Source organism: Stutzerimonas azotifigens, assembly GCF_013522725.1.
GTDB classification, from domain to species: domain Bacteria; phylum Pseudomonadota; class Gammaproteobacteria; order Pseudomonadales; family Pseudomonadaceae; genus Stutzerimonas; species Stutzerimonas azotifigens_A.
In genome coordinates, this window is sequence record NZ_JAAMRF010000011.1 from 148,149 (window position 1) to 171,562 (window position 23,414).

The 23,414-nt window shown below is 59.9% G+C and carries 35 protein-coding genes; 1 reads left to right on the forward strand and 34 read right to left on the reverse strand.

All coding sequences use genetic code 11. From position 1 onward, the window contains the following. Window positions 1-14: 14 nt before the first annotated feature. Genes G7026_RS19760 through G7026_RS19775 form a run of 4 tightly spaced genes read right to left on the reverse strand, consistent with a single transcriptional unit; the run spans window position 15 to window position 3,724 of the window. Window positions 15-941 carry an NAD-dependent epimerase/dehydratase family protein gene (locus G7026_RS19760; protein ID WP_181072707.1) on the reverse strand — a complete coding sequence of 309 codons (927 nt, stop codon included), beginning with the start codon at window positions 939-941 and terminating at the stop codon, window positions 15-17. Then, window positions 934-1,818 carry a sugar nucleotide-binding protein gene (locus tag G7026_RS19765; RefSeq protein WP_181072709.1) on the reverse strand — a complete coding sequence of 295 codons (885 nt, stop codon included), beginning with the start codon at window positions 1,816-1,818 and terminating at the stop codon, window positions 934-936. The genes G7026_RS19760 and G7026_RS19765 overlap by 8 nt, the downstream gene beginning before the upstream one ends. 16 nt (window positions 1,819-1,834) lie before the next feature. After that, window positions 1,835-2,323: a single-stranded DNA-binding protein gene (locus G7026_RS19770; protein WP_181072711.1), complete on the reverse strand. Its 489-nt coding sequence runs from the start codon at window positions 2,321-2,323 to the stop codon at window positions 1,835-1,837. A gap of 15 nt (window positions 2,324-2,338) precedes the next feature. Continuing rightward, entirely contained in the window at window positions 2,339-3,724 is a 1,386-nt protein-coding gene (locus tag G7026_RS19775; RefSeq protein WP_181072713.1) for an MFS transporter, read from the reverse strand. A gap of 131 nt (window positions 3,725-3,855) precedes the next feature. Here G7026_RS19775 and uvrA point away from each other — a divergent pair, with 131 nt between their 5' ends. After that, window positions 3,856-6,693, forward strand: coding sequence for an excinuclease ABC subunit UvrA (gene uvrA, locus G7026_RS19780; protein ID WP_181072715.1), 2,838 nt, complete (start codon window positions 3,856-3,858; stop codon window positions 6,691-6,693). A 56-nt stretch (window positions 6,694-6,749) separates the two neighbouring features. On the opposite strand, the gene G7026_RS19785 is transcribed toward uvrA, so the two are convergent. The 30 genes from G7026_RS19785 to tuf all read right to left on the reverse strand — a co-directional run bounded on the left by G7026_RS19785 (window position 6,750) and on the right by tuf (window position 23,400). Then, window positions 6,750-8,210 carry a catalase gene (locus G7026_RS19785; RefSeq protein WP_181072717.1) on the reverse strand — a complete coding sequence of 487 codons (1,461 nt, stop codon included), beginning with the start codon at window positions 8,208-8,210 and terminating at the stop codon, window positions 6,750-6,752. A 164-nt stretch (window positions 8,211-8,374) separates the two neighbouring features. Next, window positions 8,375-8,764, reverse strand: coding sequence for a 50S ribosomal protein L17 (gene rplQ / locus G7026_RS19790; protein WP_102824664.1), 390 nt, complete (start codon window positions 8,762-8,764; stop codon window positions 8,375-8,377). Window positions 8,765-8,809: 45 nt separating this feature from the next. Next, a complete protein-coding gene (locus G7026_RS19795; RefSeq protein ID WP_138408828.1) occupies window positions 8,810-9,811 on the reverse strand; it encodes a DNA-directed RNA polymerase subunit alpha in 1,002 nt (333 codons plus the stop codon). 22 nt (window positions 9,812-9,833) lie between these two features. Further along, on the reverse strand, window positions 9,834-10,454 hold the full coding sequence (gene rpsD / locus G7026_RS19800; protein ID WP_138408827.1) for a 30S ribosomal protein S4: 621 nt from the start codon (window positions 10,452-10,454) through the stop codon (window positions 9,834-9,836). A 17-nt stretch (window positions 10,455-10,471) separates the two neighbouring features. Then, complete coding sequence (rpsK, locus tag G7026_RS19805; RefSeq protein ID WP_002555466.1) at window positions 10,472-10,861, reverse strand: 30S ribosomal protein S11; 390 nt, start codon at window positions 10,859-10,861, stop codon at window positions 10,472-10,474. Window positions 10,862-10,879: 18 nt separating this feature from the next. Further along, entirely contained in the window at window positions 10,880-11,236 is a 357-nt protein-coding gene (gene rpsM / locus G7026_RS19810) for a 30S ribosomal protein S13 (protein WP_003289190.1), read from the reverse strand. A gap of 132 nt (window positions 11,237-11,368) precedes the next feature. Beyond that, window positions 11,369-11,485, reverse strand: a complete 117-nt coding sequence (gene rpmJ, locus G7026_RS19815; protein WP_003281814.1) for a 50S ribosomal protein L36 — start codon at window positions 11,483-11,485, stop codon at window positions 11,369-11,371. A gap of 28 nt (window positions 11,486-11,513) precedes the next feature. Further along, complete coding sequence (gene secY, locus G7026_RS19820; protein ID WP_181072719.1) at window positions 11,514-12,842, reverse strand: preprotein translocase subunit SecY; 1,329 nt, start codon at window positions 12,840-12,842, stop codon at window positions 11,514-11,516. After that, window positions 12,843-13,277, reverse strand: coding sequence for a 50S ribosomal protein L15 (rplO, locus tag G7026_RS19825; protein WP_138408825.1), 435 nt, complete (start codon window positions 13,275-13,277; stop codon window positions 12,843-12,845). It abuts the gene before it with no gap. Between the two features lie 3 nt (window positions 13,278-13,280). Next, window positions 13,281-13,460, reverse strand: a complete 180-nt coding sequence (gene rpmD / locus G7026_RS19830) for a 50S ribosomal protein L30 (RefSeq protein WP_003281818.1) — start codon at window positions 13,458-13,460, stop codon at window positions 13,281-13,283. 2 nt (window positions 13,461-13,462) lie between these two features. Beyond that, window positions 13,463-13,963: a 30S ribosomal protein S5 gene (gene rpsE, locus G7026_RS19835; protein ID WP_181072720.1), complete on the reverse strand. Its 501-nt coding sequence runs from the start codon at window positions 13,961-13,963 to the stop codon at window positions 13,463-13,465. 3 nt (window positions 13,964-13,966) lie between these two features. Beyond that, window positions 13,967-14,317 carry a 50S ribosomal protein L18 gene (gene rplR / locus G7026_RS19840; protein WP_181072723.1) on the reverse strand — a complete coding sequence of 117 codons (351 nt, stop codon included), beginning with the start codon at window positions 14,315-14,317 and terminating at the stop codon, window positions 13,967-13,969. A 10-nt stretch (window positions 14,318-14,327) separates the two neighbouring features. Next, window positions 14,328-14,861 carry a 50S ribosomal protein L6 gene (gene rplF / locus G7026_RS19845; protein WP_181072725.1) on the reverse strand — a complete coding sequence of 178 codons (534 nt, stop codon included), beginning with the start codon at window positions 14,859-14,861 and terminating at the stop codon, window positions 14,328-14,330. Window positions 14,862-14,873: 12 nt separating this feature from the next. After that, a complete protein-coding gene (gene rpsH / locus G7026_RS19850; RefSeq protein ID WP_181072727.1) occupies window positions 14,874-15,266 on the reverse strand; it encodes a 30S ribosomal protein S8 in 393 nt (130 codons plus the stop codon). Between the two features lie 191 nt (window positions 15,267-15,457). Next, the gene (gene rpsN / locus G7026_RS19855) at window positions 15,458-15,763 is read right to left on the reverse strand and encodes a 30S ribosomal protein S14 (RefSeq protein WP_138408820.1); all 306 of its coding nucleotides are present in this window, start codon (window positions 15,761-15,763) and stop codon (window positions 15,458-15,460) included. A gap of 13 nt (window positions 15,764-15,776) precedes the next feature. Then, entirely contained in the window at window positions 15,777-16,316 is a 540-nt protein-coding gene (gene rplE, locus G7026_RS19860; protein WP_138408819.1) for a 50S ribosomal protein L5, read from the reverse strand. A gap of 20 nt (window positions 16,317-16,336) precedes the next feature. Continuing rightward, a complete protein-coding gene (gene rplX, locus G7026_RS19865; RefSeq protein WP_003293031.1) occupies window positions 16,337-16,651 on the reverse strand; it encodes a 50S ribosomal protein L24 in 315 nt (104 codons plus the stop codon). 11 nt (window positions 16,652-16,662) lie between these two features. Beyond that, the gene (gene rplN / locus G7026_RS19870) at window positions 16,663-17,031 is read right to left on the reverse strand and encodes a 50S ribosomal protein L14 (protein WP_181072729.1); all 369 of its coding nucleotides are present in this window, start codon (window positions 17,029-17,031) and stop codon (window positions 16,663-16,665) included. A 23-nt stretch (window positions 17,032-17,054) separates the two neighbouring features. Continuing rightward, on the reverse strand, window positions 17,055-17,321 hold the full coding sequence (rpsQ, locus tag G7026_RS19875; RefSeq protein ID WP_138408818.1) for a 30S ribosomal protein S17: 267 nt from the start codon (window positions 17,319-17,321) through the stop codon (window positions 17,055-17,057). A gap of 2 nt (window positions 17,322-17,323) precedes the next feature. Then, window positions 17,324-17,515 (reverse strand): 50S ribosomal protein L29, encoded by a 192-nt coding sequence (gene rpmC, locus G7026_RS19880; protein WP_003289209.1) that lies wholly within the window; start codon window positions 17,513-17,515, stop codon window positions 17,324-17,326. Then, window positions 17,515-17,928: a 50S ribosomal protein L16 gene (rplP, locus tag G7026_RS19885; RefSeq protein WP_028238758.1), complete on the reverse strand. Its 414-nt coding sequence runs from the start codon at window positions 17,926-17,928 to the stop codon at window positions 17,515-17,517. The genes rpmC and rplP overlap by 1 nt, the downstream gene beginning before the upstream one ends. Before the next feature lie 12 nt (window positions 17,929-17,940). Further along, entirely contained in the window at window positions 17,941-18,627 is a 687-nt protein-coding gene (rpsC, locus tag G7026_RS19890; RefSeq protein WP_138408817.1) for a 30S ribosomal protein S3, read from the reverse strand. Window positions 18,628-18,640: 13 nt separating this feature from the next. After that, window positions 18,641-18,973, reverse strand: coding sequence for a 50S ribosomal protein L22 (gene rplV / locus G7026_RS19895; RefSeq protein ID WP_003103908.1), 333 nt, complete (start codon window positions 18,971-18,973; stop codon window positions 18,641-18,643). Between the two features lie 12 nt (window positions 18,974-18,985). Beyond that, window positions 18,986-19,261 (reverse strand): 30S ribosomal protein S19, encoded by a 276-nt coding sequence (gene rpsS / locus G7026_RS19900; protein WP_138408816.1) that lies wholly within the window; start codon window positions 19,259-19,261, stop codon window positions 18,986-18,988. 16 nt (window positions 19,262-19,277) lie between these two features. Then, window positions 19,278-20,102: a 50S ribosomal protein L2 gene (gene rplB, locus G7026_RS19905; protein ID WP_138408815.1), complete on the reverse strand. Its 825-nt coding sequence runs from the start codon at window positions 20,100-20,102 to the stop codon at window positions 19,278-19,280. Between the two features lie 14 nt (window positions 20,103-20,116). Further along, a complete protein-coding gene (gene rplW, locus G7026_RS19910; protein ID WP_181072731.1) occupies window positions 20,117-20,416 on the reverse strand; it encodes a 50S ribosomal protein L23 in 300 nt (99 codons plus the stop codon). Then, window positions 20,413-21,015, reverse strand: coding sequence for a 50S ribosomal protein L4 (gene rplD / locus G7026_RS19915; RefSeq protein WP_181072733.1), 603 nt, complete (start codon window positions 21,013-21,015; stop codon window positions 20,413-20,415). The genes rplW and rplD overlap by 4 nt, the downstream gene beginning before the upstream one ends. A gap of 12 nt (window positions 21,016-21,027) precedes the next feature. Next, window positions 21,028-21,663 (reverse strand): 50S ribosomal protein L3, encoded by a 636-nt coding sequence (rplC, locus tag G7026_RS19920; protein WP_181072735.1) that lies wholly within the window; start codon window positions 21,661-21,663, stop codon window positions 21,028-21,030. A gap of 84 nt (window positions 21,664-21,747) precedes the next feature. Further along, on the reverse strand, window positions 21,748-22,059 hold the full coding sequence (rpsJ, locus tag G7026_RS19925; RefSeq protein WP_003463313.1) for a 30S ribosomal protein S10: 312 nt from the start codon (window positions 22,057-22,059) through the stop codon (window positions 21,748-21,750). A gap of 147 nt (window positions 22,060-22,206) precedes the next feature. Continuing rightward, the gene (gene tuf, locus G7026_RS19930) at window positions 22,207-23,400 is read right to left on the reverse strand and encodes an elongation factor Tu (RefSeq protein ID WP_181072737.1); all 1,194 of its coding nucleotides are present in this window, start codon (window positions 23,398-23,400) and stop codon (window positions 22,207-22,209) included. Window positions 23,401-23,414 lie beyond the last annotated feature (14 nt).

Consider the following 23,414-nt stretch of genomic DNA (forward strand, 5'->3'; position numbering starts at 1 on the left):
TGGAAGATCCCGGATCAGGACGACAGCAGACGCGCCAGCCCTTCTCTCATCTCGGTGGCAGGCGGCATCCGGTAGCGCTGCAACAACCGAGCGTTGTTGGCGCATGAGTGGCGGATATCACCCAGGCGGGCCGGCAAATGCTTCACGGGGGGCAGCCCCCCGGAGACCGCCCCGATATCGGCCAGCAGCTGATTGAGGCTGGTCGCATGGTTGAGTCCTACGTTGACCGCCCCCTCCTCCACCACCGGCACGTCCAGCGCCTGCTGAAGTATCGACACCAGGTCGGCGACATAAAAGAAGTCCCGCGTCTGCTCGCCATCGCCAAAGACGCTGATCGGCAAACCCTTCTGCGCCCGCTCGGTGAAGATGCTGATCACCCCGGAATAGGGCGAGGACGGATCCTGCCGCGGCCCGTAGATATTGAAGAAGCGAAAGATCGCCGGCTCCAGGCCGTGCCGCCGCCGGTAGAACTCCAGATAATGCTCGCTGGCCAGCTTGTCCGCGGCATAGGGCGTCAAAGGCGCCTTGGGCGTGTCCTCGTCGACCGCACCGCCGTCGCCATTGTTGCCGTAGACCGCCGCGCTGGAAGCGAACAGCACGCGGCGCACGCCTGCCCTGCGCATGGCCTCACAGACGTTGAGCGTACCGATGAAATTGCTCTGATGGGTACCGACCGGATCGTCCACCGACGCTTGCACCGAAGCCACCGCAGCGAGGTGAACCACGGCCCGGCAGCCATCAACCGCCCGCTCGACCAGAGAAGCATCGGCCACGCTGCCCTCGATGAACTGCAGACGGGAGTCATCCGGCAGATTGCTGCGCTTGCCGGTGGACAGATCGTCGAGCACACGCACCTGATGACCTTGCGCGAGGAGTGCATCGATCAGGTTGGAGCCGATGAAACCGGCGCCACCGGTGACCAGGATGGGTGCATCAGTCATGGCGGTAATAGCGATCCAGTAGGCTCGGCAAGCCCGAACGCCAGGCGCGAGGCTTGATGCCGAAGGTGTTGAAGATTTTCTTGCAGGCAAGCACGCCGTGCTGCGGCTCGGTCGCCGCGTCGGGCAGATCGGCATGAGCCATCGGCGTGAGCTCCTGCAACCTGGGCCGTCGGAACTGCCCAGCCTCGCTGTAGACCGCCTGTCCCACCACCAGCGGTGTCGCCGCTTCGTGTCCGCCATAGTGGTAGGTGCCCCAGAGCGGGGCCGTGCAGTCGAGCTGCTTGAGGACCGCAAGGATGACCCGCGCCGCGTCGTCAACCGGCGTTGGATTGCCGCGTCGATCGTCCGCCAGGTACAGCGGCTCGTCATGCTCCAGCCGCTCGAGGAACCGCCCCAGCAGCCCATCGGCGCTGTCGTCGAGCAACCAGCCGAATCGCAGCAGGACATGCCGCGGGCACAGCGCACGTACGCTTTGCTCGAGACGCCAGAGGGCATGCCCACGGGCGTCGAGCGGCGCCGGCTCGTCCTTCTCGCCATAGGCGGTCGCCCGCGAACCATCGAATACCCGGTAGCTCGAAGGCTGCAGCAACACCAGCCCATAGTGCTGGCACAGCTCGGCCAGGCGCTCGACAGCACGTCCCTGGGCAGCCAGCGAGCGCTCGTCGGCCTGTCCGCGCTGGAACCAGTCGAAGTAATAGGCGAGGTTGACGACCACGTCCGGTCGGTTGATGTCCAGCAGCTGGGTCAGGCTGGGCGCGTCCCAGCCCTGCTCCGGCGGGCGCGGCGCGAGGAATCCGATGTCTTCCTCGGCGCCAAGGCGGATCAGCGCCTGACCCAGGGCATTGCCGCCGCCCAACAGCATCAGGCGCATTCGCATTGGCTAGAACAGCTCCTTAGAACGGGATGTCGTCGTCGAAGCTGTCGTAGTCCGGGGCGGGCTGCTGCGCGGCAGGCTGCGGCTGCTGGCGTGGCGCCTGCTGAGGCTCGCGCTGCGGACGCGGTTGGGACTGGCGCGGTGCGGAATCGCCGCTGTCGTTGTTGCGGCCACCGAGCAGCTGCATGGTGCCTTGCATGTCGACGATGATTTCGGTGGTGTAACGCTTCACACCGTCCTTTTCCCACTCGCGGGTCTGCAGCTTGCCCTCGATGTAGACCTGCGAACCCTTGCGCAGGTATTCGCCAGCGATCTCGGCCACCTTGCCGAACAGTGCGACACGGTGCCATTCGGTCTTCTCGACCTTCTGCCCGGTCTGCTTGTCGGTCCACTGCTCGCTGGTGGCCAGACTCAGGTTGGTCACGGCATTGCCACTGGGCAGGTAACGGGTTTCGGGATCCTGTCCGCAGGTACCCACCAGAATGACTTTGTTAACCCCACGGGCCATAACGTTCTCCTAGCTTCAGCACGTCACCGGCGCCGCCTGGATCAGGCGCTCGAGCGAGGTACGGTCCAATTGTTGAGTGTCCATCTTGATATACAGGGCGGCTTCATCTGCCACCACGACGGCATCCGCCACACCGGGGATTGCCTTCAAGCGCTCGGCCAGGCCTGCTTCGGCAAGGGCGGCTGTGCTCAGCGGCACACGCAGGCTGGTGACATAAGGCGGTTCGCGCATAGTAACAGCAAAGCCCAGCCAGAGAAGAGCCAGCGCCGCGCAACCGAGAAACACGCCGGACAGTCCGTAATGCTGGTACAGCCAGCCCCCCATGATCCCGCCGAGCGCCGCGCCGAGGAACTGGCTGGTGGAGTAGACCCCCATGGCCGTGCCCTTGCCACCGGCCGGCGCCACCTTGCTGATCAGCGAAGGCAGCGAGGCCTCCAGCAGGTTGAATGCGGTGAAGAACACGACGGTTCCGATAACCAGCCCATGGAGGTTGCCGCCGAAGCGCCAGAAGAACAGCTCGCATGCAAATAGCACGACCACGGCGCCGATGAGCACGCTACGCATGCGACGCTTCTTTTCGCCATAGATGATGAAGGGAATCATCCCGAAGAAACCGACCAGCAGCGCCGTCAGATAGACCCACCAGTGCTGCTCCTTGGGTAATCCGCCCTGCTCGACCAGGGCCAGCGGCAGCGCGACGAAGCTGGCCATCAGGATGGCATGCAGGGCCAGGATGGCGAAATCGAGCCTTAGCAGGTCAGGGTGACGAAGTGTCACACCCATGGCCTGGCGCGCCACACCGGATTCCCGATGCTGCACATGTTTTTCAGCACGCGGCATCAGAGCGACGACGACGATGCCCAGCAACGCCATCCCCGAGGTAACCCAGAACAACCCCGACAGGCCGTAGGCGCGGGTCAGCAGCGGCCCAACCACCATTGCCACGGCGAAGGACAGGCCAATGCTCATGCCGATCATGGCCATGGCCTTGGTGCGGTGTTGCTCGCGTGTGAGGTCGGACAGCAACGCCATCACCGCCGCAGAAATCGCCCCGGCGCCTTGCAATACGCGCCCCGCGATCACCATCCAGATCGAGTCGGCCGTAGCCGCAAGCGCCGCACCCGCAGCGAAGATCAGCAAGCCGGCGTAGATCACCGGCAACCGCCCGATGCGATCGGAAAGCACGCCGAACGGAATTTGCAGCACCGCTTGGGTCAAACCATATGCACCAATGGCCAGGCCGATGAGGGCAGGCGTCGCTCCGGCGAGGTCCATGCCGTAGGTTGCCAGTACCGGGAGAACCATGAACATGCCGAGCATGCGAAAAGCGAATACGAGTGCCAGCCCACCCGCCGCACGGGTTTCCCTGGAGCTCATGCGCTCGCTGTACGGATCCTGCATGTGAGTTCTCGTGTGATTGACCGGCGGCGATTCTATCAGCCCTCCCCCCATCGTCACAGGCGCCGCTGTTTTGCTGCTGCGTCGCCGCTGGCCGTATACTTTCGGGTTTTCGCCCGCCATGCGAGGCTGTTTTGGACAAGATTCTGATTCGTGGGGCACGTACCCATAACCTCAAGAACATCGACCTGACCCTGCCGCGCGACAAGCTGATCGTGATTACCGGCCTGTCCGGTTCCGGCAAATCCTCCCTGGCCTTCGACACGCTCTATGCCGAGGGTCAACGCCGTTATGTCGAATCGCTCTCGGCGTACGCGCGGCAATTCCTCTCGATGATGGAAAAGCCCGACGTCGACACCATCGAGGGTCTGTCGCCGGCGATCTCCATCGAGCAGAAATCCACATCGCACAACCCGCGTTCCACGGTTGGCACCATCACCGAGATCTACGACTACCTGCGCCTGCTCTACGCGCGTGTCGGCACACCGCGCTGCCCGGACCACGACGCTCCGCTCGAGGCGCAGACCGTCAGCCAGATGGTCGACCAGGTACTGGCATTGCCCGAAGGCCGCAAGCTGATGCTGCTCGCCCCGGTGATCCGCGAGCGCAAGGGAGAACACCTGGCCGTCTTCGACGAACTGCGCGCGCAGGGCTTCGTTCGCGCCCGGGTCAACGGCAGGCTTTACGAGCTCGACGAACTGCCCAAGCTGGACAAGCAGAAGAAGCATTCGATCGACGTCGTGGTGGATCGCTTCAAGGTACGCGAGGATCTTCAGCAGCGCCTGGCCGAGTCCTTCGAGACAGCCTTGAAGCTGGCCGATGGAATCGCCCTGGTCGCCTCGATGGAGGAGGACGCCACCGACGAGGAGATGATCTTCTCCGCGCGCTTTGCCTGTCCGATCTGCGGCCACTCGATCAGCGAACTCGAGCCCAAGCTGTTCTCCTTCAACAACCCGGCCGGCGCCTGCCCCACCTGTGATGGCCTCGGGGTCAAACAGTTCTTCGACGCCAAGCGCCTGGTCAATGGAGAACTGACCCTCGCCGAGGGCGCGATCCGCGGCTGGGATCGGCGCAACGTCTATTACTTCCAGATGCTCGGCTCACTCGCCTCGCACTACGGCTTCAGCCTGGACGAACCTTTCGACAGCCTCCCTGCCGAGCAGCAGAAAGTGATCCTGCGCGGCAGCGGGCGCGAAAGCATCGAATTCCGCTACCTCAACGACCGCGGCGACATCGTTCGCCGCTCGCATCCGTTCGAAGGCATCGTGCCGAACCTCGAGCGGCGCTATCGCGAAACCGAATCGAACACCGTGCGCGAAGAGCTGGCCAAGTACCTCAGCACCCAGCCCTGCCCCGAGTGCCGGGGCACCCGCCTGCGGCGCGAGGCACGCCACGTGTGGGTGGGCGACAAGACACTGCCGGCGGTCACCGGCCTGCCGGTTGGCGATGCATGCGAATACTTCGGCGGGCTTCACCTGAGCGGGCGCCGCGGGGAGATCGCCGACAAGATCCTGAAGGAGATCCGCGAACGACTGGAATTCCTGGTCAATGTCGGGCTTGACTACCTGACCCTGGACCGCAGCGCCGACACCCTGTCCGGTGGCGAAGCACAGCGTATCCGCCTGGCCAGCCAGATCGGCGCTGGCCTGGTCGGCGTGATGTACATCCTCGACGAGCCTTCGATCGGCCTGCATCAGCGCGATAACGAGCGCCTGCTCGGGACCCTCACCCACCTGCGCAATCTAGGCAACACGGTAATCGTGGTCGAGCACGACGAGGACGCCATTCGCCTGGCCGACTACGTGGTCGACATCGGGCCGGGCGCCGGTGTGCATGGCGGCCAGATCGTCGCCGAGGGCACGCCTGACGAGGTCATGGCGCACCCCGACTCGCTCACAGGCAAGTACCTCTCCGGCCGGGTCAAGATCCTCTATCCACCGCAGCGCACGCCGCGCGACAAGAAGAAGCAGCTGGTTCTCAAGGGCGCACGCGGCAACAATCTGCAGAATGTCGACCTCGAGATCCCGGTCGGATTGCTGACCTGCATCACTGGCGTCTCGGGCTCGGGCAAATCGACGCTGATCAACAACACCCTGTTCCCGATCACCGCCACCGCCCTCAACGGCGCCAGTACGCTGGAGGTCGCGCCTTACGACAGCTTCGACGGCCTTCAGCACCTGGACAAGGTGGTCGACATCGACCAGAGCCCGATCGGCCGCACGCCCCGCTCCAACCCGGCCACCTATACCGGGCTGTTCACCCCGATACGCGAGCTGTTCGCTGGCGTGCCCGAAGCGCGCTCGCGCGGTTATGGCCCGGGCCGATTTTCGTTCAACGTCAAGGGCGGGCGATGCGAGGCCTGCCAGGGCGACGGCGTCATCAAGGTGGAGATGCACTTTCTGCCGGACATCTACGTGCCATGCGACGTGTGCAAGGGCAAGCGCTATAACCGCGAGACCTTGGAAGTGAAATACAAGGGCAAGAGCATCACCGAAGTACTCGACATGACCATCGAAGAAGCGCGCGACTTTTTCGACGCCGTGCCGGCTATTGCGCGCAAATTGCAGACGTTGATGGATGTCGGCCTGTCCTACATCAAGCTCGGCCAGAGTGCCACGACACTGTCCGGAGGCGAAGCCCAGCGGGTGAAGCTGTCACGCGAGTTGTCCAAGCGTGACACCGGCAAGACGCTCTATATCCTTGACGAGCCGACCACGGGCCTGCATTTCGCCGATATCCAGCAGCTGCTCGATGTCCTTCATCGACTGCGCGATCACGGCAATACGGTGGTAGTCATTGAGCACAACCTGGATGTGATCAAAACGGCCGACTGGCTGGTGGATTTGGGTCCGGAAGGAGGCTCCAAAGGCGGCCAGATCATCGCCTGCGGCACCCCAGAAGAGGTCGCCGCGATGACCCAGTCGCACACCGGCCACTTCCTCAAGCCGCTCCTCGAACGCGACAGGGCCTGATCGAGGGGTAAAGAAAAGCCGGGCTAGCGCCCGGCTTTTTCATGTCGCCTCGACCGTCAGACGACCTGACTGGTGTCGATACCCAGCCCCTGGGCGACACCGGCGCCGTAGGCCGGATCGGCCTTGGCGAAGTGTGCCAGCTGTCGCAGCTGCACGTCGCGCGTCACCGACTGCATGGCTCCAGTGATGTTGCTGATCAGCAATGCCTGCTGTTCGGCATTCATCAGGCGGAACAGCGCGCCGGCCTGGCTGTAATAGTCATCATCCATACGATGGTCGTAGCGATCGGCCGCACCACTGAGCGCCAGTGGCGGCTCGGCATACTGCGGTGCCTGCTTCGGCGCATTGGCGTAGCTGTTCGGCTCGTAGTTGGCCGCCGACCCGCCATTACCGTCGAAGCGCATCGCCCCGTCACGCTGGTAGTTCTGGTATGGGCAACGTGGCGCGTTGACCGGCAGTTGCTGATGGTTGGTACCGATGCGATAGCGATGCGCATCGGCGTAAGCGAATACGCGCCCCTGCAGCATGCGGTCCGGCGAAAGACCGACTCCGGGCACCACGTTGCTTGGCGCGAAAGCCGCCTGCTCGACCTCGGCAAAATAGTTCTGCGGGTTGCGGTTGAGCTCTATCACGCCCACCTCGATCAGCGGGAACTCCTTCTGCGACCAGGTCTTGGTCACGTCGAACGGGTTTTCGCGGTGCTCGTTGGCCTGCGCCTCGCTCATCACCTGCATACACACGCGCCACTTCGGGAACTCGCCGCGCTCGATCGCCTGAAACAGGTCGCGCTGGGCGTAATCGGGGTCGGTACCGGCCAACCGGGCAGCTTCGTCAGGCGCTAGATTCTTGATGCCCTGCATCGACTTGTAGTGCCACTTGACCCAATGCCGCTCGCCCTGCGCATTAATCAGGCTGAAAGTGTGGCTGCCGAATCCGTGCATGAAACGATAGCCGTCAGGAATGCCGCGATCTGAAAACAGAACGGTCACCTGATGCAGCGATTCTGGCGACAACGACCAGAAATCCCACATCATTTGCGGACTCTTCAAGTTCGTCCAGGGATCACGTTTTTGGGTGTGGATGAAGTCCGGAAACTTGATCGGATCGCGCAGGAAGAACACCGGAGTGTTGTTGCCCACCACATCCCAGTTGCCCTCTTCGGTGTAGAACTTCACCGCGAAGCCGCGCGGATCGCGCTCGGTATCGGCCGAACCCCGCTCGCCGCCCACGGTGGAGAAGCGCAGAAACATCGGGGTCTGCTTGCCAACCGACTCGAACAGCTTGGCGCTGCTATAGCGGGTGATATCAGCAGTCGTAACGCTGAAGGTACCGTATGCGCCCGAGCCTTTGGCATGCACACGACGCTCGGGAATTACCTCCCGGTTGAAATGAGCTAGCTTTTCAATCAGATGAAAATCATCCAGCAGCAGCGGGCCGCGAGGACCAGCGGAGCGTGAATTTTGGTTATCAGCAACGGGCGCACCGCTGGCTGTGGTGAGAGTGAGACGATCGCTCATGCTTAAGCTCCTTAGGTAAATCCGCCGCTGCGGTATAGACGCTACGATAAGGAGAACAGAGGAAAAGCCCCAATTTATTGATTCAAGCCACCCGATAGAAAAAGCACAAAACCACAAGCATAAAAAAACCGGGCCAGGCCCGGTTTTTCTAAAAGCACGCTGCCTTACTCGGCAGCAGCTTCGACTTCGCCAGTGACCGGACGGTCAACCAGCTCGACGTACGCCATAGGCGCGTTGTCGCCAGCGCGGAAACCGCACTTGAGGATACGCAGATAACCGCCCTGACGGGTGGCATAGCGCTTGCCCAGATCGTTGAACAGCTTGCCAACGATGGCCTTCGAACGGGTGCGGTCGAACGCCAGACGGCGGTTGGCTACGCTGTCTTCTTTGGCCAGGGTGATCAGCGGCTCGGCAACGCGACGCAGTTCCTTGGCCTTGGGCAGGGTGGTTTTGATCAGTTCGTGCTCGAACAGCGACACTGCCATGTTCTGAAACATGGCCTTGCGGTGTGCGCTGGTGCGGCTCAGATGCCGGCCACTTTTACGATGACGCATGATTGAAATTCCTTACCAAACGTACAGTTCGGTGACTATTGGCGATCAGGCCGTAGCCTTATCGTCCTTCTTGAGACTTGCCGGCGGCCAGTTGTCGAGGCGCATACCGAGGGACAGACCGCGCGAAGCCAGAACATCCTTGATTTCGGTCAGGGACTTCTTGCCCAGGTTCGGCGTTTTCAACAGCTCGACTTCGGTGCGCTGAATCAGGTCACCGATGTAGTAGATGTTTTCTGCCTTCAGGCAATTGGCCGAACGTACGGTCAGCTCCAGGTCGTCGACCGGGCGCAGCAGGATCGGATCGATCTCGTCTTCCTGTTCCACAACCACCGGCTCGCTGTCGCCCTTGAGGTCGACGAACGCGGCCAGCTGCTGCTGGAGGATGGTGGCAGCACGACGGATCGCTTCTTCAGGATCCAGGGTGCCGTTGGTTTCCAGATCGATGACCAGCTTGTCCAGGTTGGTACGCTGCTCGACACGGGCGTTCTCAACAACATAAGCCACGCGGCGAACCGGGCTGAAGGTGGCGTCGAGCTGCAGACGGCCAATACTACGGCTTTCGTCTTCATCGCTCTGACGCGCATCTGCAGGCTCATAACCGCGGCCGCGAGCGACCTTGAGCTTCATGTTGAGCGCACCGTTGGACGCCAGATTGGCGATCAGGTGATCGCCATTGACGATTTCAACATCATGATCCAGTTGGATATCGGCTGCGGTTACAGCGCCCGCACCCTTCTTCACCAGGCTCAGGGTCACTTCATCACGGCCGTGAAGCTTGATGGCGATTCCCTTGAGGTTGAGCAGGATTTCAATGACGTCTTCCTGAACGCCCTCGATGGCGCTGTACTCGTGGAGCACACCGTCGATCTCAGCCTCGACCACAGCGCAGCCGGGCATGGAGGACAACAGAATGCGACGCAGCGCGTTGCCCAGGGTATGGCCGAAACCACGCTCGAGAGGCTCGAGCGTAATCTTGGCGCGGGTCGGACTGACCACCTGCACATCAATATGGCGGGGGGTCAGGAACTCATTTACCGAACTCTGCATGGATACACCTATTTTCTAGCCCTTACTTGGAGTAGAGCTCGACAATCAGGTTTTCGTTGATGTCGGCGGACAGATCGCTGCGGGCCGGCACACTCTTGAACACACCGGATTTCTTCTCGGCGTCCACGTCGACCCACTCCACACGGCCGCGCTGGGCGCAGAGATCGAGGGCCTGGGCGATGCGCAGCTGATTGCGGCACTTCTCGCGAACAGCAACCACGTCACCGGCCTTGACCTGGTACGACGGGATGTTCACGGTCTGACCGTTAACCGTGATGGACTTGTGCGACACCAGCTGGCGCGATTCCGCGCGAGTGGAACCGAAGCCCATACGGTATACGACGTTGTCCAGACGGCACTCGAGCAGCTGCAGCAGGTTCTCGCCGGTAGCGCCCTTGCGGCTGGCAGCTTCCTTGTAGTAACCGCTGAACTGACGCTCGAGGACGCCATAGATACGGCGCACTTTCTGCTTTTCACGCAGCTGAGTGCCGTAATCCGACAGGCGACCACGGCGCTGACCGTGTACGCCCGGAGGCGTTTCGATGTTGCACTTGGATTCGAGCGCGCGCGCACCACTCTTCAGAAAGAGATCGGTGCCTTCACGACGAGACAGTTTGCACTTGGGACCAATATAACGAGCCATTTTTCACTGTCTCCTGATTACACGCGGCGCTTCTTCGGCGGACGGCACCCGTTGTGCGGGATCGGCGTCACGTCGGTGATGCTGGCGATTTTGTAGCCACAGCCGTTCAGAGCACGAACGGCGGACTCACGACCCGGACCTGGACCCTTGACATTGACGTCGAGGTTCTTCAGACCGTACTCCAGCGCAGCCTGACCGGCGCGCTCAGCCGCCACCTGGGCAGCGAATGGAGTGCTCTTGCGCGAGCCACGGAAGCCCGAACCACCGGAGGTAGCCCAGGACAGGGCGTTGCCCTGACGATCCGTGATGGTGACGATGGTGTTGTTGAACGACGCGTGGATGTGGGCGATGCCATCAACCACCGTCTTTTTTACTTTCTTACGAGGACGAGCAGCAGGTTTTGCCATGACTAAATTCCTACGCGATTACTTGCGGATCGGCTTGCGCGGGCCCTTGCGGGTACGGGCGTTGGTCTTGGTACGCTGGCCGCGGACCGGAAGACCACGACGATGACGCAGGCCGCGATAGCAACCCAGGTCCATCAAGCGCTTGATTTTCATGTTGACTTCGCGACGCAGGTCGCCCTCAACGATGAATTTGCCGACTTCGCCGCGCAGCAGTTCAACCTGCTCGTCGGAGAGATCCTTGATCTTCGCCGCCGGATTGACACCGGTAGCGGCACAGATTTCCTGTGCACGAGTGCGGCCTACACCGTAGATGTAGGTCAGCGAGATAACAGTGTGCTTGTTATCCGGAATGTTGACGCCTGCAATACGGGCCATTCAGTGAAACTCCAATTGACAGCTACCTACGCCCCGGAAGCCAAGAAATAGGGCGCGAGATATTAGCGCTGTAATAACAAATATTCAACCCGGCAGCACACTAGCTGCCGGGCTCTTACGCTGGATCCACAATCAGCCTTGGCGCTGCTTGTGACGCGGCTCTGCGCTGCAGATCACCCGCACGACACCGTCGCGACGGATGATTTTGCAGTTACGGCACAGCTTTTTGACCGATGCACGAACTTTCATCACCAACTCCTCGAACCTTACGGGTATCTCAGCGGATCATTCCGCCGCCATAACCCTTCAGGTTGGCTTTTTTCATCAGGGACTCGTACTGGTGCGACATCAGATGCGATTGCACTTGGGACATGAAGTCCATGACAACCACAACCACGATCAGCAACGAGGTCCCGCCAAGGTAGAACGGTACATTAGCCGCCACCACAAGGAACTGCGGAAGCAGGCAGACGGCCGTAATGTAAAGGGCACCGAACATGGTCAGACGAGTCATTACGCCATCGATATAGCGCGCAGACTGCTCACCTGGGCGAATACCCGGGATAAAGGCACCAGACTTTTTCAGGTTCTCGGCCACATCCTTCGGGTTGAACATCAGTGCCGTGTAGAAGAAGCAGAAGAAAATGATCCCTGCACTAAACAGCAAAATATTCAACGGCTGCCCCGGCGCGATGGCCTGGGAGATGTCCTGCAGCCAGCCCAGACCTTCGGACTGCCCGAACCAGGTACCCAGCGAAGCGGGGAACAACAGCAGGCTGCTGGCGAAAATCGCCGGAATCACGCCCGCCATGTTGACCTTCAGCGGCAGGTGGCTGGTCTGCGCAGCAAAAACCTTACGGCCCTGCTGACGCTTGGCGTAGTGCACGGCGATCCGCCGCTGGCCACGCTCGATGAACACCACGAAACCGATGATCGCGACGGCCAGAAGCCCGATACCGAGCAGCGCGATGATATTAATATCACCCTGCCGCGCCGACTCGAACGACTGCCCGAAAGCACCCGGCAGGCCAGCCACGATCCCGGCGAAGATGAGCATCGAGATACCGTTGCCCACCCCTCGCTCGGTGATCTGCTCACCCAGCCACATCATGAACATGGCACCCGAAACGAACGTCGTGACCGCTACGAAGTAGAAGCCGAAGTCGTTGCTGAACGCCACGCCCTGTCCGGCGAGCCCCACGGACATGCCGATTGCCTGAACGAAAGCGAGCAGCAGCGTCCCGTAACGGGTGTACTGACTGATCTTGCGTCGACCAGACTCGCCTTCTTTCTTCAACTGCTCCAGCTGCGGGCTGACAGCGGTCATGAGCTGCATGATGATCGACGCCGAAATGTACGGCATGATCCCCAACGCAAAGATACTCATCCGCTCCAGCGCGCCGCCGGAGAACATGTTGAACAAGCTAAGGATGGTTCCCTCATTCTGTCGGAACAGTTCGGCGAGCCGGTCAGGGTTGATCCCTGGCACCGGGATATGTGCGCCTATCCGATAGACGATAATCGCCATGAACAGAAAGCGCAGACGTGCCCAGAGCTCGGACAGCCCACCGTTACTCAACGCGGAGAGAGCACCTTGCTTAGCCATTTAGTCCTCGAACTTGCCGCCAGCTGCTTCGATAGCCGCACGTGCGCCTTTGGTGGCACCAATGCCCTTCAGGGTGACCGCACGACCAACCTCGCCCGACAGCATGACTTTCACACGCTGTACGTTCTGGTTGATGACGTTGGCATCCTTCAGGCTTTGCACGGTCACGACATCGCCCTCGACCTTGGCCAGTTCGGACGTACGCACTTCTGCGCGGTCCATGGCCTTGAGCGAGGTAAAGCCGAACTTCGGCAGGCGACGATGCAGAGGCTGCTGGCCGCCCTCGAAGCCGGGAGCGATGGTGCCGCCGGAGCGGGAAGTCTGCCCCTTGTGGCCGCGGCCGCCAGTCTTGCCCAGACCGCTACCGATACCACGGCCCGGACGCAGCTTTTCGCGACGGGCACCCGGCGCGGAACGCAGATCGTTCAGTTGCATGGCTTAGCCCTCCACACGGAGCATGTAATAAGCCTTGTTGATCATGCCGCGATTTTCAGGGGTGTCCTGAACTTCTACGGTGTGACCAATGCGACGCAGGCCGAGACCCTTGACGCACAGCTTGTGATTGGGGATGCGACCGCTGACGCTCTTGATCAGCGTGACCTTGACGGTATTAGCCATGATCAAAAAATCTCCTCGACGCTCTTGCCACGCTTGGCAGCAACAGATTCAGGCGACTGCATGGCTTTCAGCCCTTTGAACGTAGCGTGAACCACGTTGACCGGGTTGGTGGAGCCATAGCACTTGGCCAGAACGTTGTGCACGCCAGCGACTTCAAGGATGGCGCGCATGGCACCACCGGCGATGACACCGGTACCGTCGGATGCTGGCTGCATGTACACCTTCGAAGCGCCGTGAGCGGACTTCACCGGATACTGCAGAGTGGTACCGTTCAGGTCGACCTGGATCATGTTGCGGCGCGCAGCTTCCATGGCCTTCTGAATCGCAGCAGGCACTTCGCGGGACTTGCCACGACCGAAGCCGACACGACCCTTGCCATCACCGACGACAGTCAGCGCGGTGAAGGTGAAGATACGACCACCCTTTACGGTTTTGGCGACGCGATTAACCTGAACAAGCTTCTCGATGTAGCCTTCGTCGCGCTTTTGCTCGTTATTTGCCATAACTTAGAACTCCAGCCCGCCTTCACGAGCAGCATCAGCCAGTGCCTTGACACGACCGTGGTACTTGAAGCCAGAACGGTCGAATGCGACCTGGGTGACGCCGGCGGCTTTCGCACGCTCAGCCACCAACTGACCAACCTTCTTGGCAGCGTCGACGTTGCCGGTCGCTGCTTCACGCAGCTCTTTGTCCAGAGTCGAAGCGCTGGCCAGCACCTTGCCGCCGTCGGCCGAAATGACCTGGGCGTAGATGTGCTGAGCGGAGCGGTGCACGCAAAGGCGCACGGTTTCCAGCTCGCGCATCTTCAGGCGTGCCTTGCGAGCGCGACGCAGACGAGTTTCTTTCTTTACGCTCATTTGCTATGCCCTACTTTTTCTTGGCTTCTTTACGACGGACCACTTCATCCGAGTAACGCACGCCTTTGCCCTTGTAAGGCTCAGGACGACGGAAATCACGGATTTCAGCGGCCACCTGACCGACCAGCTGCTTGTCGACACCCTTGATCAGGATATCGGTCTGGCTGGGGGTCTCAGCGGTAACGCCTTGCGGCAGTTCGTAGTCCACCGGGTGCGAGAAGCCCAGAGCCAGCGAGAGCACTTGACCTTTGGCTTGCGCCTTGTAACCAACACCAACCAGTTGGAGCTTGCGCTCGAAGCCCTGGCTGACGCCGATTACCATGTTGTTTACCAGTGCACGGGTAGTACCGGCCATGGCGCGATTTTGCTGATCGCCGTTACGGGCGGCAAAACGCAGCTCACCGGCTTCCTGAGTGACTTCCACGGAGGGATGAACATTCAGTTCGAGAGCGCCCTTGGCACCCTTCACCGACAACTGCTGGCCGGCCAGCTTGATTTCAACGCCAGCGGGCAGCTTGACGGGGTTCTTAGCAACGCGAGACATGCTTATCCCCCCTTAGAACACAGTGCAGAGCACTTCGCCGCCAACGCCAGCGGCACGAGCAGCACGGTCAGTCATCACACCTTTGTTGGTGGAGACGATCGAAACGCCCAGACCACCGCGAACTTTCGGCAGTTGATCGACGGATTTGTACTGGCGAAGGCCAGGACGGCTGACGCGCTTTAGTTCCTCGATGACCGGACGGCCCTCGAAATACTTAAGCTCGATGGACAGCTGCGGCTTGGCGTCGCTGCTGACCTGGTAACCCGTGATGTAGCCTTCGCTCTGGAGAACATTGGCTACCGCCACCTTCAGCGTGGAAGACGGCATGCTTACGACAGACTTTTCAGCCATCTGGGCATTACGGATACGAGTTAGCATGTCCGCTAACGGGTCCTGCATACTCATGGGCTTGTGGCTCCTGATAAAAAGAAACAGCCTTCTGGAGGCTCTTTGTCGCCTGCTCTTTGCGCAGACAGGAAAATGCCAGGCTCAGGCGAGCCGGACATTCTAGAGACTACCCATAAACGAATCAAGCCCCATAAGGGGCTTGATTGAAACCTGAGCTCACCGCGTAAGCGGCGAGCCTGGCCTGGAACTTACCAGCTGGCCTTGACCAGACCCGGAACGTCCCCACGCATAGCGGCCTGGCGCAGCATGTTACGCGCAAGACCGAACTTGCGGTAAACGCCATGCGGACGCCCGGTCAGGCGGCAGCGGTTACGCAGGCGCGAGGCGCTGGCGTCACGTGGCTGCTTCTGCAGGGAAACCTGAGCTTCCCAGCGCGCTTCCGGTGTGGAGTTCGGGTTGGCGATGACAGCCTTGAGCGCCGCACGCTTCTGGGCGTACTTGGCAACCGTCTGCTGACGCTTCAGCTCGCGGTTCTTCATGCTTTGCTTTGCCATGTGCCTACTCCAATCAGTTACGGAACGGGAATTTGAAAGCGCGCAGCAGAGCGCGACCTTCGTCATCCGTCCGAGCGGTCGTGGTCAGGGTGATGTCTAGGCCACGCAGCGCATCGATCTTGTCGTAATCGATTTCCGGGAAAATGATCTGCTCTTTCACACCCATGCTGTAGTTGCCACGTCCATCGAAGGATTTGGCATTCAGGCCGCGGAAGTCACGCACGCGCGGCAGGGAGATGGAAAGCAGACGATCCAGGAACTCGTACATACGATCGCGACGCAGAGTGACCTTGACGCCGATCGGCCAGCCTTCGCGGACCTTGAAGCCAGCGATAGACTTGCGGGCATGGGTCACGACGACCTTCTGACCGGTGATCTTCTCAAGATCGGCTACAGCGTTTTCGATGATTTTCTTGTCACCGATCGCTTCGCCAAGACCCATGTTGAGGGTGATTTTGGTGATGCGCGGAACTTCCATCACGTTCGCAAGCTGAAGTTCTTCCTTCAGCTTGGGCGCGATTTCCTTCCGATAAACTTCTTTTAGTCGTGCCATGGTCATTTACCTAAGCAGTCTCAAGCGTCAACCGGCTTTTGGGTCGACTTGAAGACACGAATTTTCTTGCCTTCTTCAACCTTGAAACCCACGCGGTCGGCCTTGTTGGTTTCGCCATTGAAAATGGCAACGTTAGAGACGTGCAGAGGCGCCTCTTTCTCGACGATACCGCCCTGAACGCCCGACATCGGGTTCGGCTTGGTGTGGCGCTTGACGAGGTTGACCCCACCGACGACCAGACGGTCGTCAGCGAGAACCTTGAGCACCTTACCGCGCTTACCCTTGTCTTTGCCGGCGATGACGATGATCTCGTCGTTGCGACGAATCTTTTGCATGCGGCTACTCCTTACAGCACTTCTGGGGCGAGCGAGACGATCTTCATGAACTTCTCAGAGCGAAGTTCACGCGTCACGGGCCCGAAGATACGCGTGCCGATCGGCTCCTGCTTGTTGTTCAGCAGAACAGCAGCGTTGCCGTCGAAACGAATGATGGAGCCGTCTGCACGACGAACGCCATGACGGGTACGGACGACGACAGCGGTCATTACCTGACCCTTCTTCACCTTGCCACGCGGAATCGCTTCCTTGATCGTGACCTTGATGATGTCGCCAATACCGGCGTAACGGCGATGGGAACCGCCGAGCACCTTGATGCACATGACGCGACGGGCACCGCTGTTGTCGGCCACATCGAGCATGGATTGAGTCTGAATCATATAATTTCTCCGACCCTTAGCCCTTAGACTTCAACGGCACGTTCGACGACGTCAACCAGCATCCAGGACTTGGTCTTGGCCAGCGGACGAGTCTCGCGGATGGTGACCTTGTCGCCGATACGGCACTGGTTGGTTTCGTCGTGGGCGTGCAGCTTGGTCGAACGCTTCACGTATTTACCGTAGATCGGGTGCTTGACGCGGCGCTCGATCAGAACGGTGATGGTCTTGTCCATCTTGTCGCTGACGACACGTCCGGTCAGCGTACGAATGGTTTTCTGAGCTTCAGCCATGATCACTTACCTGCCTGCTGGTTGAGCACAGTCTTGACACGAGCGATGTCGCGCTTGACTTGCGAGAGCAGGTGAGACTGCCCCAACTGGCCAGTCGCTTTCTGCATACGCAGATTGAACTGGTCGCGCAGCAGCTCGAGCAATTGCTCGTTCAGCTGCTGAGCGGATTTTTCACGAAGTTCATTCGCTTTCATCACATCACCGTCCGCTTAACAAAGGAGGTGGCGAGCGGCAGCTTTGCAGCAGCCAGGGCGAATGCCTCACGCGCCAGCTCTTCGGAAACACCCTCGATCTCGTAGAGCACCTTGCCCGGCTGGATCTGGGCTACCCAGTACTCGACGTTACCCTTACCTTTACCCATACGAACTTCGAGGGGCTTCTTGGTAACCGGCTTGTCGGGGAATACACGGATCCAGATCTTGCCGCCACGCTTCACGTGACGAGTCAAGGCACGACGAGCGGCCTCGATCTGGCGCGCAGTCAAACGACCACGGGAGACGGACTTCAGCGCGAACTCGCCGAAGCTGACCTTGCTACCGCGCTGAGCCAGACCACGGTTGTGGCCGGTCATCTGCTTGCGGAATTTTGTACGCTTGGGTTGCAACATTTGGCGTACCCCTTATTTAGCAGCTTTTTTACGAGGCGCAGGCGCTTGAGGCTTGAGCTCTTCTTGGCGACCACCAATCACTTCGCCTTTGAAGATCCAGACCTTGACGCCGATCACACCGTAAGTGGTGTGTGCTTCGTAGGTGGCGTAATCGATATCCGCACGCAGGGTGTGCAGGGGCACACGACCTTCGCGATACCATTCGGTACGAGCGATTTCAGCACCGCCAAGGCGGCCGCTCACCTGAATCTTGATGCCTTTGGCACCAATGCGGATGGCGTTCTGTACGGCGCGCTTCATGGCGCGACGGAACATCACGCGACGCTCCAGCTGCTGGGCTACGCTCTGGGCAACCAACATGGCGTCGAGTTCCGGCTTGCGGATCTCTTCGATGTTGATGTGAACCGGAACACCCATTTGCTTGGTCAGGTCCTGACGCAGCTTCTCCACGTCCTCACCCTTCTTCCCGATGACGATGCCGGGACGAGCGGTGTGGATGGTGATGCGTGCGGTTTGAGCCGGACGATGGATATCGATACGGCTTACGGACGCGCTTTTTAGTTTGTCTTGGAGGTACTCACGCACATTCAGATCTGCGAGCAAATAGTCCGCATAAGTCCGACCGTCTGCGTACCAGACGGAGGTGTGCTCCTTGACGATTCCCAGGCGAATGCCAGTGGGATGTACTTTCTGACCCATCTGATCGACTCCGTTACTTGTCCGCAACCTTGACAGTGATATGGCAAGACCGCTTGACGATGCGATCAGCGCGGCCTTTGGCTCGCGGCATGATGCGCTTCAGCGAACGCCCCTCGTTGACGAAGACAGTGGAGACCTTGAGGTCATCGACGTCTGCGCCTTCGTTGTGCTCGGCGTTGGCCACGGCCGACTCCAGCACTTTCTTCATGATCTCGGCGGCTTTCTTACTGCTGAAAGCCAGGAGGTTGAGCGCTTCGCCCACCTTCTTCCCGCGGATCTGGTCGGCGACCAGGCGGGCTTTCTGGGCGGAGATGCGAGCGCCCGACAACTTAGCGGCTACTTCCATCATTCCTACCCCTTAGCGCTTGCCTTTCTTGTCTGCTACGTGCCCACGATAAGTGCGGGTACCAGCAAACTCGCCGAGTTTATGGCCGACCATGTCTTCGTTCACGAGGACCGGGACATGCTGGCGACCGTTGTGGACAGCGATGGTCAGACCGACCATCTGCGGCAGAATCATCGAACGACGCGACCAGGTTTTCACCGGCTTGCGATCATTCTTTTCAACCGCCGTCTCGACCTTCTTCAGTAGGTGAAGATCGATAAAAGGACCTTTTTTCAGAGAACGCGGCACAGTCGTATCCCTCTAGTTACTTGCGACGACGGACGATCATGTTATCGGTGCGCTTGTTACCGCGGGTCTTCGCACCCTTGGTTGGGAAGCCCCATGGCGACACCGGATGACGACCACCGGAGGTACGACCTTCACCACCGCCGTGCGGGTGGTCGACCGGGTTCATTGCCACACCACGGACGGTCGGACGAACACCACGCCAGCGCTTGGCACCCGCCTTACCCAACGAACGCAGGCTGTGCTCGGAATTCGAGACTTCACCCAGGGTCGCACGGCATTCGGACAGTACTTTGCGCATCTCGCCGGAGCGAAGACGCAGGGTTACATAGGCACCTTCACGAGCAACCAGCTGAGCCGAAGCACCAGCGGAACGCGCGATCTGAGCACCCTTGCCCGGCTTGAGCTCGATTCCGTGGACGGTAGAACCGACCGGAATGTTGCGCAGCGGCAGGCTGTTGCCGGCCTTGATCGGAGCAGCGACACCGGAGACCAACTGGTCACCGGCGCTCACGCCCTTCGGCGCGATGATGTAGCGACGCTCGCCGTCGGCGTACTTCAGCAGAGCGATGTGCGCAGTACGGTTTGGATCGTATTCGACGCGCTCGACGATGGCAGGGATGCCATCCTTGTCGTTGCGACGGAAATCGACCAGACGGTAATGCTGCTTGTGGCCACCGCCGATGTGGCGAGTGGTGATGCGACCGTTGTTGTTACGGCCTCCGGACTTCGACTTCTTCTCGAGCAGCGGTGCATAAGGAGCGCCTTTGTGCAGCTCCTGATTGACCACCTTGACCACGAAACGGCGGCCCGCGGAAGTCGGTTTGCATTTAACGATTGCCATGATGCACCCCTTCCTTACTCAGCACTGCTGGAGAAATCGAGATCCTGGCCTGGCTGAAGCGCGATGTACGCCTTCTTCCAGTCGTTACGCTTGCCCATACCGCGAGCGGTGCGCTTGGTCTTGCCCTGAACATTCAGGGTGCTGACCTTGGCCACTTTCACGTTGAACAGGCTTTCGACGGCCTTCTTGATTTCCAGCTTGGTTGCATCGGTGGCAACCTTGAAAACGAATTGGCTCTTGCTGTCAGCCAGCATGGTTGCCTTCTCGGAGACATGCGGGCCAAGCAGAACTTTGAATACGCGTTCCTGGTTCATCCCAGCAGCTCCTCGAATTTCTTCACAGCCGACACGGTGATCAACACCTTGTCATAGGCGATCAGGCTGACGGGATCCGAACCCTGGACATCGCGCACATCGACGTGCGGCAGATTGCGGGCCGCCAGATACAGATTCTGATCAACGGCGTCGGAAACGATCAGCACGTCGTTCAGCCCCATGCCATCGAGCTTGCTAGCAAGCATCTTGGTCTTGGGCGCATCGACAACGAAATCCTCGACGACAACCAGGCGATCAGAACGAACCAGCTCAGCGAGAATGGAGCGCAGCGCAGCGCGATACATCTTCTTGTTGAGCTTCTGCTCGTGGTTCTGCGGACGAGCAGCGAAGGTCACGCCACCGCCACGCCAGATCGGACCACGGCTGGTACCGGCGCGAGCGCGACCGGTGCCCTTCTGACGCCATGGGCGCTTACCGCCACCAGAAACGTCGGAACGGGTCTTCTGCTGCTTGCTGCCCTGACGACCGCCTGCCATGTAGGCGACGACTGCCTGGTGCACCAGCGTCTCGTTGAACTCACCGCCAAAGGTGCGATCGGAGACTTCGATGGCTTGAGAGCCATTAACATTCAATTGCATGTGAACTCCCCCTTACCCGCGAGCCTTGACGGCCGGACGCACGACCACGTCGCTACCAGTAGCACCGGGAACGGCACCCTTGATCAGCAACAGGTTACGCTCGGCGTCGACGCGTACGATTTCCAGGGACTGCACAGTTACGCGCTCGGCGCCCATGTGCCCGGACATCTTTTTGCCCTTGAAAACACGACCAGGAGTCTGGCACTGGCCAATCGAACCCGGAGCGCGGTGGGAGACAGAGTTACCGTGGGTATTGTCTTGACCACGGAAATTCCAGCGCTTGATGGTACCGGCATAGCCTTTACCTTTTGACTGGCCCGTGACGTCCACGAACTGACCAGCCTCGAAGATCTCGGCACTGATCTGATCGCCTGCGCTGTAGTCACCGTCTTCGAGACGGAACTCATGAACGCTGCGACCAGCGGCAACGCTTGCCTTGGCAAAATGACCGGCCTGAGCCTTGGTCACGCGCGAAGAGCGGCGCTCACCGACAGTCACCTGAACGGCGCGATAGCCGTCGCTGTCTTCATTCTTGAACTGGGTGACGCGATTCGGTTCGACCTCGATGACCGTGACCGGAATAGAGACACCTTCTTCGGTGAAAACGCGGGTCATGCCGCATTTACGACCGACTACACCAATAGTCATTTTTGAAACCTCTTGAGTGTACGGGGCTTTCACCCGCTATGGCCGCCCATTTCAGAGCGTTACACGACTAAAACCGAGGCGGTTTTAGCCGAGGCTGATCTGCACTTCCACACCAGCCGCAAGATCGAGCTTCATCAGCGCATCGACAGTCTTGTCGGTCGGCTGGACGATATCCAGCACACGCTTGTGGGTACGAATTTCGTACTGGTCGCGCGCGTCTTTGTTGACGTGCGGAGAAACCAGAACGGTGTACCGCTCTTTGCGGGTAGGCAGCGGAATCGGACCACGCACCTGAGCACCAGTACGTTTCGCGGTTTCCACGATTTCCTGGGTTGATTGATCGATCAGGCGATGGTCAAAAGCCTTCAACCGAATACGGATTTGTTGGTTTTGCATTTTGACCTCAGACTCCAAGTAGCCATCCCTACCGTGCGCAATACGCCCGATAAAAGGAGGCGCAATTGTACGGATGGCCCCTTAGGGTGTCAATAAATGATCAACAATAGAAAAGGGCCCCGAGGGGCCCTTTCTGGCGAGACCTTCTTATTCGAAGATCTTGGCAACCACGCCGGCACCAACGGTACGGCCACCTTCGCGAATCGCGAAGCGCAGACCGTCTTCCATGGCGATCGGAGCGATCAGGGTGACAACCATTTTCACGTTGTCGCCCGGCATTACCATCTCGACGCCTTCCGGCAGTTCGCAGTTACCGGTCACGTCAGTGGTACGGAAGTAGAACTGCGGACGGTAGCCTTTGAAGAACGGAGTGTGACGACCGCCTTCTTCCTTGCTCAGCACGTACACTTCAGCTTCGAACTTGGTGTGCGGCTTGATGGTGCCCGGCTTGGCCAGAACCTGGCCACGCTCGACATCTTCACGCTTGGTGCCGCGCAGCAGGATACCGACGTTCTCACCGGCACGACCTTCGTCGAGCAGCTTGCGGAACATTTCGACACCGGTGCAGGTGGTCTTGGTCGTGGCACGGATACCAACGATTTCGACTTCTTCCTGAACCTTGACGATGCCGCGCTCGACGCGACCGGTTACCACGGTGCCGCGACCGGAGATCGAGAACACGTCTTCGATCGGCATCAGGAACGGCTGATCAACAGCACGCACCGGCTCAGGGATGTACGAGTCCAGGGTTTCTACCAGCTTGCGCACAGCGGAAACACCAATCTCGTTGTCATCTTTGCCTTCGAGCGCCATCAGCGCCGAACCGATAACGATCGGGGTGTCGTCGCCCGGGAAGTCGTAGGTGGAAAGCAGGTCACGCACTTCCATCTCGACCAGTTCCAGCAGCTCGGCGTCGTCAACCATGTCGGCCTTGTTCAGGAACACGACGATGTAAGGAACGCCTACCTGACGCGACAGCAGGATGTGTTCGCGAGTCTGCGGCATCGGGCCGTCAGCGGCCGAGCACACCAGGATCGCGCCGTCCATCTGGGCAGCACCAGTGATCATGTTCTTCACATAGTCAGCGTGACCCGGGCAGTCTACGTGCGCGTAGTGACGGATGGCGGAATCGTATTCAACGTGGGAGGTGTTGATGGTGATACCGCGAGCCTTCTCTTCCGGCGCGTTGTCGATCTGCGAGAAATCGCGAGCAGAACCGCCCCACGTCTCAGCACAAACCTTGGTCAGCGCAGCGGTCAGCGTGGTCTTGCCATGGTCAACGTGACCAATGGTGCCGACGTTCACGTGCGGTTTGTTACGTTCGAATTTTTCTTTAGCCACGACAGTAAACCTCT